The 13,194-nt window shown below is 71.0% G+C and carries 12 protein-coding genes; 7 read left to right on the top strand and 5 right to left on the bottom strand.

Going from position 1 to position 13,194, the window contains the following annotated elements; all coding sequences use genetic code 11:
* Nucleotides 1-1,515, bottom strand: coding sequence for an alpha/beta hydrolase (locus G545_RS0110875; protein WP_036137329.1), 1,515 nt, complete (start codon nucleotides 1,513-1,515; stop codon nucleotides 1-3).
* A gap of 122 nt (nucleotides 1,516-1,637) precedes the next feature.
* Nucleotides 1,638-2,405 carry a ferredoxin--NADP reductase gene (locus G545_RS0110870; protein WP_407059640.1) on the bottom strand — a complete coding sequence of 256 codons (768 nt, stop codon included), beginning with the start codon at nucleotides 2,403-2,405 and terminating at the stop codon, nucleotides 1,638-1,640.
* Nucleotides 2,406-2,550: 145 nt separating this feature from the next.
* Between G545_RS0110870 and G545_RS14475 the strand changes: the two genes are divergently transcribed.
* Nucleotides 2,551-3,543 (top strand): ABC transporter ATP-binding protein, encoded by a 993-nt coding sequence (locus G545_RS14475; protein ID WP_052106780.1) that lies wholly within the window; start codon nucleotides 2,551-2,553, stop codon nucleotides 3,541-3,543.
* Entirely contained in the window at nucleotides 3,540-4,313 is a 774-nt protein-coding gene (locus G545_RS0110860) for an ABC transporter permease (RefSeq protein WP_027070405.1), read from the top strand. Before G545_RS14475 ends, G545_RS0110860 begins: the two co-directional genes overlap by 4 nt.
* A gap of 9 nt (nucleotides 4,314-4,322) precedes the next feature.
* Here G545_RS0110860 and G545_RS0110855 read toward each other — a convergent pair whose 3' ends face one another.
* The gene (locus G545_RS0110855; RefSeq protein ID WP_027070404.1) at nucleotides 4,323-5,120 is read right to left on the bottom strand and encodes a TatD family hydrolase; all 798 of its coding nucleotides are present in this window, start codon (nucleotides 5,118-5,120) and stop codon (nucleotides 4,323-4,325) included.
* Nucleotides 5,121-5,197: 77 nt separating this feature from the next.
* On the opposite strand from G545_RS0110855, the gene hrpB reads away from it, so the two are divergent.
* Nucleotides 5,198-7,711, top strand: a complete 2,514-nt coding sequence (hrpB, locus tag G545_RS0110850) for an ATP-dependent helicase HrpB (protein WP_027070403.1) — start codon at nucleotides 5,198-5,200, stop codon at nucleotides 7,709-7,711.
* A 91-nt stretch (nucleotides 7,712-7,802) separates the two neighbouring features.
* Complete coding sequence (locus G545_RS0110845; protein ID WP_027070402.1) at nucleotides 7,803-8,192, top strand: hypothetical protein; 390 nt, start codon at nucleotides 7,803-7,805, stop codon at nucleotides 8,190-8,192.
* A 7-nt stretch (nucleotides 8,193-8,199) separates the two neighbouring features.
* Here G545_RS0110845 and G545_RS0110840 read toward each other — a convergent pair whose 3' ends face one another.
* Together G545_RS0110840 and G545_RS14470 are read right to left on the bottom strand one after the other, a co-directional pair.
* Complete coding sequence (locus G545_RS0110840) at nucleotides 8,200-9,294, bottom strand: hybrid sensor histidine kinase/response regulator (protein WP_027070401.1); 1,095 nt, start codon at nucleotides 9,292-9,294, stop codon at nucleotides 8,200-8,202.
* A gap of 107 nt (nucleotides 9,295-9,401) precedes the next feature.
* Nucleotides 9,402-10,253 (bottom strand): class I SAM-dependent methyltransferase, encoded by an 852-nt coding sequence (locus G545_RS14470; RefSeq protein ID WP_407059642.1) that lies wholly within the window; start codon nucleotides 10,251-10,253, stop codon nucleotides 9,402-9,404.
* A gap of 119 nt (nucleotides 10,254-10,372) precedes the next feature.
* Here G545_RS14470 and G545_RS0110830 point away from each other — a divergent pair, with 119 nt between their 5' ends.
* The 3 genes from G545_RS0110830 to G545_RS0110820 are packed head-to-tail and all read left to right on the top strand — an operon-like array spanning nucleotide 10,373 to nucleotide 13,160.
* Nucleotides 10,373-10,768, top strand: a complete 396-nt coding sequence (locus tag G545_RS0110830) for a GntR family transcriptional regulator (RefSeq protein ID WP_027070400.1) — start codon at nucleotides 10,373-10,375, stop codon at nucleotides 10,766-10,768.
* Complete coding sequence (locus tag G545_RS0110825; protein WP_027070399.1) at nucleotides 10,765-11,703, top strand: ABC transporter ATP-binding protein; 939 nt, start codon at nucleotides 10,765-10,767, stop codon at nucleotides 11,701-11,703. The genes G545_RS0110830 and G545_RS0110825 overlap by 4 nt, the downstream gene beginning before the upstream one ends.
* A complete protein-coding gene (locus G545_RS0110820) occupies nucleotides 11,700-13,160 on the top strand; it encodes a hypothetical protein (RefSeq protein ID WP_154656579.1) in 1,461 nt (486 codons plus the stop codon). Before G545_RS0110825 ends, G545_RS0110820 begins: the two co-directional genes overlap by 4 nt.
* Nucleotides 13,161-13,194: the final 34 nt, after the last annotated feature.

Here is a 13,194-nt window from a genome sequence, read left to right as displayed (position 1 = left end):
TCAGGGCTCCCAGCCATAGGTGCCGGCAAACGGCGGCACGGGTTGCAGGCGTTCCAGGCACGACGCGTCGAGCGTCGACGCATCGGCGGATTCGAAGAACTGCGCCGCCAGCGACGGCATGCAGCCGGCGGGCAGCACGTTGTGGCCCTGGCCCGGCAGCACCAGGTGCCGCGCGTTGGGCAGCCCGGCGGCCACCGCTTCGCCGTAGCGCGGCGGGGTGACCGGGTCGAACTCGCCACTGATGGCCAGCAGGGGCACGTCGGTGGCCAGCGGCTCGCGGAAGCCGGGCGCTCGCTTGCCGCGCGGCCACGCCTCGCACTGGGCGCGGGTGAAGTCCAGCAGCTCGGTGCCCAGGACGGTGCCGGCGTCACCGGGGCGGTCCTGCAGGTCGGGATAGTCCTCGGTGCAGGTGACCGACAGCTGCATGCCGTGGGCGATCGAGTCGCCCAGGTCGCCCATCAGCATCCGTGCCTGTGCGAGCAGCGACTGGTAGCGGCCCTCCCGGGCCTCGCTGAGCAGCAACGGCAGGGTCGCCGTCGCCGCGGGCTGGTAGGCGTACATGCGCAGCAGCGCCGCGAGGTGCCCGTATTCGGGTACCTCGCTGGTCCATTGGCCGCTGACCGGGTCGCGGTACTCGACCGGTTCCAGGCCGCCGGCTTCGAGCCGTTCGAGCACGATCGCGAGGTTGTCCGCCGGATCGCCCAGGTTCCCCGCGCAGGCGGAGTCGTCGCGGCAGCGCTGGAACAGCACCTCCAGCGCGTCCTCCAGGTTGACCGCGTGCTCGGAACCCAGCGGAAGGTCGTTGGGCACGACGCCGTCCAGCAGCACCGTGCGCGTGTGCGCCGGATACGCCGCGGCGTACTGCTGGGCCACGCGGGTGCCGTAGGAGATGCCGACCAGGTTCAACTGCGGCGCGCCCACCCGCTGGCGCACCAGCTCGAGGTCCCGGACGTGATCGGCGGTACCGTAGAACCGCAGGTCCGCCTGCTCCGACAACTGGTCGCGGCACGCTTCGGCGAACCGGCGGGCCCCCTCCGCGCTGTGGTCTTCCGGATCGGTGAAGGCGTTGTTGCCTTCCTCGTCCCGGCAGGCGAGCAGGTTCGAGCCACCGGTCCCGCGCGCATCCACCAGCAGCACGTCGCGGTTGCGAAGCGTGTCGCGGAAGGCGCGATGCAGCAGCGGGTAGGACTCCAGCGCCGATTGCCCTGGCCCGCCGGCGATCATCACCACCGGGTCCGGCTGGGCATTGCCGCGGGATTCCACCCAGGCGACCGCCAGTTCGATGCGGCGGCCGTCGGGCTGCCCGTGGTCCTCGGGCACTTCGATGGTGGCGCAGCGCGCTTCGACGGCGTTGCCCATGGGGGCGCTGAGCGAGCAGGGCTCGAAGGCGACGTCGCCCAGGCGCACGGTCGTGGTGTCCTGCACCGGTGCCGGGTCGGGCGCCGCCGGGTCGCAGCCGGCGAGCGCCAGCGCCAGCAGGCCTGCCGTGCAGGGCAAGCGAAGGTCAGCTCTCATGAGGAGTCCTCTGGAGTGGGAAGATCCGGCGGCGCCACGCGGCACCGCCACAAGCAACGTGTATTAATAAACCAATACACCGTGGCCGTGTCAACGGGCAGCTGCCGGCCGGGCCGTCCGGCCTACTTGGAGCTGACGTACTTCTCGCGCCGGATCTGCCGCGGCTCCAGGCCCGCGTCGCGGAGTTCCTGGAAGGCGGCGTCCACCATGTTGGGGTTTCCGCACAGGTAGGCGATGTCGCCGCCCGGATCCGGCGCCAGGCTGTCCAGGCACTGCTGCACGTAGCCGCGACGTACGTCCGGATGTGCGTGCGCGGAGCCCTCGCGCGGCATTTCCCGCGAGAAGCACGGCAGGTAGCGCACGTGGTCGGGATGCCGGTCGGCGAAGGCGCGGAACTCGTCGCCGTACAGCAGCTCCTCCGGCCGCCGCGCACCCTGCAGCAGCACGACCTGGACGCCGCGGGTGGCGATCGCCTGCTCCAGCAGCGGCAGCATCGACCGGTACGGGGTGACGCCGGTCCCGGTGGCGATCAGCAGGTAGCGCCGGTTGTCGTCCTGCGGCATGAGGCAGAAGCGCCCGAACGGCCCGCTGGCCTGGACGCTGTCCCCCACCTCGAGCCCCTCGAACAGCGCGGTGGCCGCACCGCCGGGAACGAAGCTGACCGCGATCTCGACCAACGTGGCCGCTTCACTGCCCTGCTCGAGCACGGTCGCGAGCGAATAGCTGCGCTTGGTCTCGGTGCCATCGGCGTACTGGAAGTGCACCTGGATGAACTGCCCGGGCAGGAACGGCAGCGGCTGGCCGTCGTCGCGGCGGAACACGTAATGGCAGATGCCGGGCGCCAGGGGGCGCCAGGACTCGAGCTTGAGGGGAAAACGCGGGATCGCCAAGGAGGGGGCCTGCAGGCGTGGAAGGGGGAGGCGTGCGGCGGCGCGGAATACTGCGTGCCGTGGGCCGCTGCAGCCAGCCCCCTATACTACCGCGGTCCCTGCGGGGCCCGCGTTGCCCCGCCTCCCAAGCACAGGCAGCAACCGCATGATCCAGACCCCGACGGCGGATGCCGCCGGGCACGCGGCGGACCCGTCCGCCGCCGTGCCGGCCTTGTCCATCCGCGACCTGCGCAAGACCTACGACAACGGTGTCCAGGCCCTGAAGGGCGTGTCCCTGGAAGTGGCCGAGGGCGACTTCTTCGCCCTGCTCGGCCCCAACGGCGCGGGCAAGAGCACGATGATCGGCATCGTCAGCTCGCTGGTGAACCCGACCTCCGGCACCGTCGAGGTGTTCGGTACCGACATCACCGCAAGGCGCGGCGCGGCGATGCGGCAGATCGGCCTGGTTCCGCAGGAGATCAACTTCAACACCTTCGAAAAGCCGCTCGACATCCTCGTCAACTACGCGGGCTTCTACGGCGTTTCGCGCCGGGAGGCGGCGAGCCGCGCCGAGGCCGAGCTGCGCCGCGCCCACCTGTGGGAGAAGGCCGGCGTGTCCAGCCGCACCCTGTCGGGCGGCATGAAGCGGCGGCTGATGATCGCCCGGGCGATGATGACCCGGCCGCGGCTGCTGATCCTGGACGAGCCCACCGCCGGCGTGGACATCGAGATCCGCCGCGACATGTGGCGCACCCTGCGCCAGATCAACGCCGACGGCACCACCATCATCCTGACCACCCACTACCTCGAGGAAGCCGAGTACCTGTGCCGCAACCTGGCGATCATCAACCACGGCGAGATCGTCGCCAGCGGTCCGATGAAGTCGCTGCTGGCGCGGCTGGACGTGGAGGGCTTCGTGCTCGACATCGACGGCGAGCTGCCGGCGGTGCTGCCCCCGGTCGAGGGCGCCACCCTCGTCGCCCCGGACCGCCACACCCTCGAGCTGGACATGCCGCGATCGATGAACCTCAACCGCGTCTTCGCCGCGCTCGACGCCGCGGGCATCCGCGTGCGCTCCATGCGTACCCGCAGCAACCGCCTGGAGGAGCTGTTCGTGCGCACCGTCGCCGCCCCGGGCCAGGGGGGGGACCAGGCATGAGCACCCGCGCCAACCTGGTCGCCATCCACACCATCGCGCGCCGCGAGATCAGCCGGATCATGCGCATCTGGGCGCAGACCCTGGTGCCGCCGGCGATCACCATGACGCTGTACTTCCTGATCTTCGGCGGGCTGATCGGCTCGCGCATCGGGACGATGGACGGCATCGGCTACATGGACTTCATCGTCCCCGGGCTGGTGATGATGAGCGTGATCCAGAACAGCTACGGCAACATCGCCTCCAGCTTCTTCGGCGCCAAGTTCGGCCACTACGTCGAGGAGTTGCTGGTCAGCCCGATGCCCAACTGGGTGATCCTCGGCGGCTATGTCGCCGGCGCGATGGCGCGCGGGCTGGCGGTCGGCGTGATCGTGATGCTGATCGCCTCGCTGTTCACCGACGTGCGCATCGCCAATCCGCTGGTGGCGGTGACCACGCTCGGGCTGGGCTCGCTGATCTTCGCCCTGGCCGGCTTCATCAACGCGGTGTTCGCGCGCAAGTTCGACGACGTGGCGATCGTGCCGACCTTCATCCTGACCCCGCTGACCTACCTGGGCGGCGTGTTCTATTCGATCACCCTGCTGCCCGGCTGGGCGCAGGCGATGACGAAGGCCAACCCGATCTTCTACATGGTCAACGCCATGCGCCACGGGCTGCTGGGCAGCAGCGACGTGCCGCTGTGGACCAGCTACGCGCTGATGCTCGGGTTCGTGGCCGTACTGGGGGGCCTGGGCCTGTGGCTGCTGAAGCGGGGGACCGGGTTGCGCAGCTGAGGGGGGCCCTCACCCCGGTGTTGGCAGCCTGAAGAAGGCGCGCGTCGTGGCGGTCGCATTGGCGGCGGTCACCGCGACATCCTCCCCGCGGTCGCGTGCCAGCTCCTCCACGATGTGCGGCAGGAACATCGGCTCGTTGCGCCGGTCCTTCGGCATCGGCCGCAGCGTGCGCGGCAGCAGGTAGGGTGAGTCGGTCTCGACCATCAGCCGGTTCGCGGGAATGTCCCTGACCATCTCGCGCAGGTGCTGCCCGCGGCGCTCGTCGCACAGCCAGCCGGTGATGCCGACGTGCCAGTCATTGTCGAGGTAGTCGTACAGCTCCTCGCGGGTGCCGGTGAAGCAGTGCACCACCGCGGGCCCGATGCGGTCTCGGAACCCGCGCATGATCGCCATGAAGTCGGCGTGCGCGTCGCGCTGGTGCAGGAACAGCGGCTTGCCGGTGTCGACCGCGATCTGCAGCTGCATTTCGAACGCACGCCGCTGTGCGGGCCGCGGTGAGAAGTCCCGGAAGTAGTCCAGCCCGCACTCGCCCACCGCGACCACCTCCGCATTCGTGTGCAGCTGGCGCATCTCGGCATCGCACTCGCTGGTGTACTCGCTCGCGTGGTGCGGGTGCACGCCGGCGGTGGCGAACAGTTCGCCCGGGTGCGCGCGGGCCAGCTCGAGCGCCAGCGGAGAGTGTTCGCGGCTGGCACCGGTCACGACCATCTGCACCACGCCGGCCTGGCGGGCGCGGGCCATCATCGCGTCGCGGTCGTGGTCGAAGGATTCGTGGGTGAGGTTGGCGCCGATGTCGATCAATTCCATGGCGCCATTGTAGTGGGGGGTCGCGGCTGGGAGCCGGCTGCCGCGAGGCGGGTGGCGCGGGCTTCTATCATTCGGAAATGGATTGGCTGCCCATCGATGACCTGCTCCCGCGTCTGAAGGAGTCGCTGCGCAAGCACCCGAGGCTGGTGCTGGAGGCGCCGCCCGGGGCCGGCAAGACCACCCGCGTGCCGCTGGCGCTGCTCGACGCGCCGTGGCTGGAAGGACGGCGGATCCTCATGCTGGAGCCGCGGCGGGTGGCGGCACGGGCGGCCGCGCGGTTCATGGCACAGGCGCTGGGGGAGGAGGTCGGGGCGACGGTGGGCTACCGCATCCGGTTCGAGAACCGGACTTCGGCGGATACACGCATCGAGGTGGTCACCGAAGGGATCCTGACCCGGATGATCCAGGACGATCCGGCGCTCCAAGGCGTCGGCGCGGTGCTGTTCGACGAGTTCCACGAGCGCCATCTCGCAGGCGACCTGGGACTGGCGCTGGCGCTCGACGTGCAGTCGGGGCTGCGCGAGGAACTGCGCATCGTGGTGATGTCGGCGACGCTGGACGGGGAGCGCCTGTCAGCGTTGATCGACTCCCCGCGGCTGTCGAGCGCTGGCCGCAGCTACCCCGTCGAGGTGTCGCACTTCCCGGCCCGGCGCGAGGAAAAGACGGAGCACCAGGTGGTGCGTGCCATCGAGCACGCGCTGGCCGCCCATCCGGGTGATGTGCTGGTGTTCCTGCCGGGGCAGCGAGAGATCGGCCGCGTGCAGGCGCTGCTCGCGGGCCGGGTGCCCTCGGACGTGGAAGCGGTCGCCCTGCACGGCGAGCTTCCCGTGGAACTGCAGTCGCGGGTACTGCAGCCGGCCGGCGCAGGCACGCGGCGGGTGGTGCTTTCGACCAACGTCGCCGAATCCAGCGTCACCCTCCCCGGCGTCCGGGTGGTGGTCGACAGCGGCCTGGCGCGCGAGCCGCGCTTCGACCCCAACAGCGGGTTTTCGCGACTGGACGTGGTGGCGATCAGCCAGGCCTCGGCCGACCAGCGGGCCGGCCGTGCCGGACGCGTCGCGGAAGGCTGGGCCTATCGGCTGTGGCCCCAGTCGCAACGCCTCGAGCCGCAGCGCCGACCGGAGATCGCGCAGGTGGACCTGGCGGGGCTGGCCCTCGAGCTGGCCGCGTGGGGGTCGGACCGGCTGCGCTTCGTCGACCCGCCGCCACCGGGCGCGCTCTCCGCGGCGCGAGGACTGCTGGCGCAGTTGGGCGCGCTGCAGGGCTCCGCGCTGACGGAACTGGGACGGCGCATGCTCGGCCTGGGTACGCATCCGCGTCTGGCGGCGATGCTGCTGGCCCCTTCCGACCCGCGGGAGCAGGCGCTGGCCTGCGACCTGGCGGCGCTTCTGGAATCACGCGACCCGCTGCGCGGCGGCGGTGATGCGCTCCCGGCCCGGTGGCGCGCCCTCGCCGGGTTCCGCGCCGGGGGGCGTGCCGTTTCCGCAGCCGGGAATGCCGGTGCACTCGCCGCGATCGACGTCCTCGCCCGCCAGTGGCGGCGCCGGCTGCGGCTTGAGGCGAGTGGGCCCACGGAAGCCCCCGTCCACTTGCTGGGTGGCCTGCTCGCGCACGCGTTTCCCGAGCGCATCGCCCGCCAGCATCCAAGCGACCCGGAGCGCTACCAGCTCGCCAGCGGGCGCAGTGCCGTGCTGCTCCCCGACAGCAACCTTCGCGGGGAGCCGTGGCTGGTGGTCGCCGACCTGCGCCTGCCCTCGGCCAGCGACCGTGGCCAGGCCCGCATCCTCCAGGCGGCACCGCTGGATCCGGAACGGCTCCAGCGCGAATGGCCCGGGCGCTTCACCGAGGCCGACGAGGTCCGCTGGGACGGGGACGCGCGCCGCATCGTCGCGGTCCGCGAGCGGCGCTTCGACGGCATCGTGCTGGAGCGCCATCCGTTGCCGACACCGGACCGCAGCCGCTACGCCGAGGCTCTGGTCGACGCGGTCCGCCAGCTGGGCATCGGCGCCCTGCCCTGGACGCCGGCGCTGGAGCAGTGGCGCGCCCGCGTGCGCAGTCTGCGCGCGTGGATGCCGGAACTCGGACTGCCCGACCTCTCCGACTCGGCGTTGCTGGACTCCGCACCGGAGTGGCTGCAACCGGCGATGGAGGGGATGAGCCGGCTGGATGCACTCGGCGCGGACGCCTTCGCTGGCGCGCTGCGCACCCGGCTGGACTGGAACCTGCAGCGTGAACTCGACCACCTCGCACCCGCGCGCGTGACGGTGCCATCGGGACTGGAGCGGCCGGTCGACTATGCGTTCGACGAGGCGACGGGCGAGCCGGTGGAGCCAGTGCTTGCCGTCAAGCTGCAGGAGCTTTTCGGCCTGGCCGAGACGCCATCCATCGCCGGCGGCCGGGTGCCGCTGATGCTTCACCTGCTCTCCCCAGGCGGCCGCCCGCTGCAGGTCACCCGCGACCTGCGCGGCTTCTGGGAGCGCACCTATCCGGAGGTGCGCAAGGAGATGAAGGGCCGCTACCCCAGGCATCCGTGGCCGGAGGACCCCTGGACGGCGACCGCCACCCACCGCGCGAAGCCGCGCCCGCGCTGACCTTCCGTTCAGCCTGCGCGCGCGCGGCTCACGCGGGAAGAACGCCGCTGGCGACAGAATGCGTGCATCTCCCCTTGCCAGGAACTCTGTGATGAGCCGATTCGACCGCATCTCCGACCGGGCCCTGGACTTCGCCGGCGACGTCGGCGACCGCATCCGGCACGCCATTCCGGACGACATGGGCAACCGCCTCCGCGGTGCGCTTCCCAGCCGCGCCGGCGGATTGCTGGAAACCGGCGTGGCCCTGGGCGCCATGCGAACCGGCGCCAAGGCGGCCGGGGGCTTCGCCCGCCGCCATCCGGCGGTGCTCGCGGCCACCGTCGCCGGTGCCGGACTGCTGTGGTACGCGGCGCAGCGCCGCAGGAAGCAGCAGGCCCGCAACGGGAACACCTACGAGGGCAGCGCCCGGCGCCTGGACGGCGAAGGCAACGCGAGCAGGGAGGGCGCGCCGCACGTCCGGCAGGCGCCGGTCGGCCGCTAGGGCCCGCTCAGGCCTCGGCCGCCACCTCGGGAAGCTCGATCACGAAGACCGCCCCGCCGCCGGGGCGGTCTTCATACCAGAGCTGGCCCCCGGCATTGGTCACGATACGCTTGGCCAGCGAAAGCCCCAGTCCACTCGAGATCCCGTCGTCGCCGTCCTGCAGCCGGGTGAACGGCTTGAACAACTCGCGCTGCTTCGCCGGCGGGATCCCCGGGCCGCGATCAGCGGCGACCAGCTGCAGGTAGCCCGGCGCCCCGGGACGCCCGGCCAGCAGCAGCTCGCCGCCGGGCGCGTACTTCATCGCGTTGGTGACCAGGTTTTCGCCCAGCTGGCGCAGGACCCGGCCGTCGATGGCTACGAACGCCGCGTCGGCGGTGGGCAATGACAGCTGCAGCTGGATGCCGCGTGCGTCCAGCTGGATCTCGTAACGCTGTTGCAGCCACTCCAGCGTCTCGCGCAGGCTGGCGCGAGCGTCGGCGGCAGCGCGAGGACCGCCATCGCCGCGGCTCTCCAGGTAATGGCGGATGTAGCCGAGTGCGTCGTCGGCGCTCTCGTGGATCATCTGCAGGTAGCGCGGGATGCGCTCGGGACGGCAGCCCTCCTGGCGCAGGATGTCGCTGGCGAACAGCACGCTCGACAGCGGGTTCTTGAGGTCGTGGGCAACGAGGTTGACCAGCTCCTCGCGCTCGCGGGCGACGCGCTCCAGGCGGTCACGGGTGAGCTTGAGGCCGATATGGGCATTGACCCGAGCCAGCAGTTCTTCGGGGAGGAAGGGCTTGGTCACGTAGTCCACCACGCCCGCGTCGAAGGCGCGCAGCAGCAGGTCCCGGTCATGCGCCGCGGTCACGAACACCACCGGCACCACCAGCCGCCGCTGGCGCAGCGCCTCAAGCACCTCGAAGCCGTCCATGCCGGGCATCATCATGTCCAGCAGGATCAGGTCCGGGGTGCACTGTGCATACAGCTCCAGCGCGCGCTCGCCGTTTTCGGCGGTATCGACCGCGTAGCCTTCGCGCCCGAGCAGCGTGCTGACGACCCGCAGGTTGGCGGGCTGGTCATCGACGACCAGGATGCGACCCGCGGAGGCAACGGCCCTGTCCATGTGTACCTGCGTATTCACCCAGCTGAACGGGAAACTACCAGAACCAGCGGCCTGCGGCGTGACACCGGTCCCCCTTCGCTGAACGCTTCAAGTTGCCGCGCCAGGCCTCACTCGAGCGGCTTGCGGAAACGCAGCGTCATCCGGTCGCTCTCCCCGATGTCGGCGTACCGCGCGGCGTCCGCCTCGTCATGATTGTTGGTCGGGGGCAGTGTCCAGACGCCATTGGGGTGGTCCGCGGTGTCGCGCGGATTCGCATTGATCTCGCTGGCCTCCTCCAACACGAAGCCAGCCTGTGTGGCCAATTCCACGATTCGGTCCTGCGCGACGTAGCCGCTGCCGTCCTTCGATGCCGCGGACGCGCGGTGCTCCACCACGCCCAGCACGCCGCCGGGGCGCAGGACCTCGTGGAAGCCCTCGAACATGCCTTCGGCCTGTCCGTTGGAAAGCCAGTTGTGCACGTTGCGGAAGGTCACTACCACGTCCGCGCTGCCCGGTTCGCCGAACACCGGCGCGGCCGGATCGTAGGCGACCATGCCCGCGCGGCTGAACTGCTCCGGAGCTTCGGAGAACCGCTGCTCCAGGTTGTGGCGCTGGCGCTGGTGGTAGTCGCGGCCGTCCTCGGGCAACGTCTCCGGGTCGACCACCGCGGCCACGTACCGCCCCCGCTCGTACAGGTACGGGGCAAGGATCTCCGCGTACCAGCCACCGCCGGGGGTGATCTCGACCACGCTGTGGGCCGGCTCCACGCCGAAGAACTCCAGCGTCTCCACCGGGTGGCGGTGCTCGTCGCGCGCGCGGTTCTCATCACTGCGCCAGTCACCGGCGACGACCTCGGCCAGGGTGGGGGCCTCGGTGCGCGCTTCGGTGGCGGTCCCCGGCGGCGTGGCCGCCTCCACTGTCTGCGCGGTCGAGGAATCCCCCTGCGGGGCCGTGGTGTCCTGGGCGCAGCCCAGCAGCATCGGGAGGAGCAGCGCCGGAAGCAGTGTCTTCATCTCGTCTCGCCGATTCACGGGAAGGCGTGAGCCTAACGCAAGCAAGCCGCTTGACAACGCTCGTGTGTATTGGCTTAGTAATACACATGGACGCAGAGATGCTTCACATCCAGCCCGGGGCGCCGGAGCCGATCTACCGCCAGATCATGGACCAGGTGCGCCGGCTCGTCGCGGGAGGGCAGCTGTCGGCCGGCGACGAGCTGCCCTCGGTGCGGGAGGTCGCCGCGGCGCACGCGATCAACCCGATGACCGTCTCCAAGGCCTACAGCCAGCTGGAAACCGAGGGCTTGCTGGTGCGCCGGCGCGGGAAGGGCATGGCGGTGGCGCAGCAGGCCACCAGCTCCGGGGCGGACGCCCGCTGGGAACTCATCGAGCCGTCGCTGGTCGCCGTGGCGCGCCAGGCGGGGGAACTGGAACTGGCCGCCGCGGAGGTCCTGGACCGGCTGCGGCGGATGATGGAACTGGAAGGGGAAAACCGATGAACGCAACGATCGCCGATTTCCACGAAGCCGCGGTCGCGGCACCCGCCGACCTTGCAGGCGAGGCCGGTATTCCGCTGTCGGCACGGGCACTGGAGAAACACTACGGCGGCCATGCGGCGCTGGACGGCGTGTCCCTCGAGCTCGAGCCCGGAGCGGTCCTCGGCCTGATCGGCCGCAATGGCGCAGGCAAGTCCACGCTCATCCGCACGCTGCTCGGGCTGATGGAACCGGACTCGGGCGAGGCACGGATCTGGGGCCGGCCCGCACTGGCCATGGGGGACGCGGTGAAGCAGCGGCTCGGCTACGTGCCGCAGCAGCCCGAGGCGCTGTCGTGGTTGAAGGTCGCTGACATGCTCGACTTCGTCGGCCGTTTCTATCCGAAGTGGGACGCGGGGTTCGTTCGCAGCACGCTGGACCGGTGGGAGCTTCCGCCCAACCAGCTGCTCGCCAGGCTCTCGCCCGGCGAGCGCCAGCGCGTGGCGATCATCCGCGCGCTGGCCAGCCAGCCGGAGCTGCTGGTGCTCGACGAGCCGGGCGCGGCGCTGGACCCCGTGGCTCGCCGCGAGCTGCTGCGCGAGATCGCCACCCGCGCCGGCGAGTTCGGGACCACCGTCCTGTTCTCGACCCACATCGTGTCCGACCTGGAGCGGGTCGCTTCGCACGTGGCCTTCATGCACAAGGGGCGGATGCTGCTGCAGAGCGAACTCGACAGCCTCAAGGAGCGCCACCTGCGCCTGCACGTGCCGGACGGCGCGGCCGACCAGCTCGTGGGCCGGGTACCAGGTGAAGTGGCGCGCCGCCCCAATCCCTATGGAGGGCTGAGCGTGGTGCTGGTGCGTGGAGAGGACGAGCCGTGGCCCGCGCTCGCCCACGCCCCGGGCGTCCGCCGCGAGGTGCTGTCGCTGGAGGACCTGTTCGTGGAGGTGGCAGGATGAGCGCGGACGCCCTCCCCGCACGACCGGCACGGAGTTCTCCCGGTGCCGCGGCGCTGCTGGCGCATGCGGCCCCGCCGCTCCTCCGTTACGTCGCCGCGGCACTGGGATTGGCACTGGGCTTCCTGTCGGCGCTGATGTTGTGGCTTGGCGACCCGTCCGAGCGGACATCGGCCGGCGTGTTCCTGGCTGCGGGCGGCGTGGCGGCGGTCTGGGGCGTGTGGTTTTCAAGGCTGCTCCTGCTCCACGTGGAAGCGAGGCAAGGCCTGGTGCCGGGTCTGCAGCGCGAGCTCGCCGGCGCGGGTGCGCTGGCGTTCCTGGTCAGCGTGGTCGGTCCCACCTTGTTGCTGGTGGCCGCTGGCGTCCCCCCGTGGATGGCACTGTGCGCCCTGGCGGCCGCGGCCTGCACAGGCGTGCTGCTGGCGATGCTGCCGCGCATCATGTACCTGGTGCTGTGCCTGGCGCCGGCGATGCTGGTCGTCCTCGGCAGCCTGCTCGACCTGGTGTTCCCGGCTGGCCTGGCCGTACTGAGGTGGCGCCCGTCCCTCGTGGACGTCGCCTGGGCGCTGCCACCGTTGCTGGTCGCGACTGCGTGGCGCTGGCGCGCGATCGTGGATCGCGGGGTCGAGCACCTCTCACCCTGGTGGCAGCCGACCCTGTTGTCCGGCGCGAAGCCGGGTGCCGACTGGGGCTGGTACTCCGGCGGCAAGCTCAACGCCCAGATGCCGGACTTGTTCTGGCCTGCCGGGCAGACCGCCGGCGCCGGCCCCGGCAATCCGGTCCGCAGCGTGCGCGCGCTGCTGGGCACACCGTTCGCGCCACTGTCCCGGGTGCAGATCGCGGTGCAGGTGGGAATGGTCGCCGCAGCGTTCGGTTACGTGGCCGCGGTGGGCTTCATGGACGGAACCGACCTGTCGCTGCTGGCCGGTGCGGGAATCGGCGCCGCCGCCGTGATGGTGCTGATGTTCGGCCAGCGGCTGGAGGCCCTGTACGTCCGCCGCTCGACCGAACTGGACGAACTGGCGCTGCTACCCGGCCTGGGAACTCCGGCGCTCCAGCGCGCGCACCTGCTCCGGGCAGTGCTCCTGCCGCCGTCGCTCCTTGCAGCCTCTCTCGCCATGCTGCTGGCGGCCGTGATCGTCCTGGTCGGCCTTTCGCCTGCCGCGGCGCTGATGCTGTTGCTGTCCGCCGCCGGCATCCTGCAGGTGACCCTGCTTGCCTGCCTCCGTCCGATCGCGGGCCTGAGGATGAACGGGTGGAGGATGCTGCTGCTGGCAGGTCCGGTCGCCCTGCTGGCGTTTGCAGGCACCATCTACGCCACCTCGCTGGAAGGCGAACCGGGGATAGGGTTGCTCCTGCTGGCGCTGCCCTGGATACCCGCGTTCCTCGTCCTGGGGACCATGACGGTGGCCACGCTCAGGCGCTTCCGTCGACGCCCGCATCCTTTCCTGTCCTACTGAGCGCCGCGAGGGACCGGGCGCGTACCATGCGCGC

It is taken from the genome of Lysobacter defluvii IMMIB APB-9 = DSM 18482 (assembly GCF_000423325.1).
In the GTDB taxonomy this organism is placed as follows: domain Bacteria; phylum Pseudomonadota; class Gammaproteobacteria; order Xanthomonadales; family Xanthomonadaceae; genus Novilysobacter; species Novilysobacter defluvii.
This window is presented reverse-complemented; position numbering and strand designations above follow the sequence as displayed.

What these genes read in the sequence shown, in the direction of transcription:
- G545_RS0110875 (WP_036137329.1), bottom strand. Translation starts at nt 1,515, where the DNA reads ATGAGAGCTGACCTTCGCTTGCCCTGCACGGCAGGCCTGCTGGCGCTG.
- G545_RS14475 (WP_052106780.1), top strand. Translation starts at nt 2,551, where the DNA reads ATGATCCAGACCCCGACGGCGGATGCCGCCGGGCACGCGGCGGACCCG.
- G545_RS0110860 (WP_027070405.1), top strand. Translation starts at nt 3,540, where the DNA reads ATGAGCACCCGCGCCAACCTGGTCGCCATCCACACCATCGCGCGCCGC.
- G545_RS0110855 (WP_027070404.1), bottom strand. Translation starts at nt 5,120, where the DNA reads ATGGAATTGATCGACATCGGCGCCAACCTCACCCACGAATCCTTCGAC.
- hrpB (WP_027070403.1), top strand. Translation starts at nt 5,198, where the DNA reads ATGGATTGGCTGCCCATCGATGACCTGCTCCCGCGTCTGAAGGAGTCG.
- G545_RS0110845 (WP_027070402.1), top strand. Translation starts at nt 7,803, where the DNA reads ATGAGCCGATTCGACCGCATCTCCGACCGGGCCCTGGACTTCGCCGGC.
- G545_RS0110840 (WP_027070401.1), bottom strand. Translation starts at nt 9,294, where the DNA reads ATGGACAGGGCCGTTGCCTCCGCGGGTCGCATCCTGGTCGTCGATGAC.
- G545_RS14470 (WP_407059642.1), bottom strand. Translation starts at nt 10,253, where the DNA reads ATGCTGCTGGGCTGCGCCCAGGACACCACGGCCCCGCAGGGGGATTCC.
- G545_RS0110830 (WP_027070400.1), top strand. Translation starts at nt 10,373, where the DNA reads ATGGACGCAGAGATGCTTCACATCCAGCCCGGGGCGCCGGAGCCGATC.
- G545_RS0110825 (WP_027070399.1), top strand. Translation starts at nt 10,765, where the DNA reads ATGAACGCAACGATCGCCGATTTCCACGAAGCCGCGGTCGCGGCACCC.
- G545_RS0110820 (WP_154656579.1), top strand. Translation starts at nt 11,700, where the DNA reads ATGAGCGCGGACGCCCTCCCCGCACGACCGGCACGGAGTTCTCCCGGT.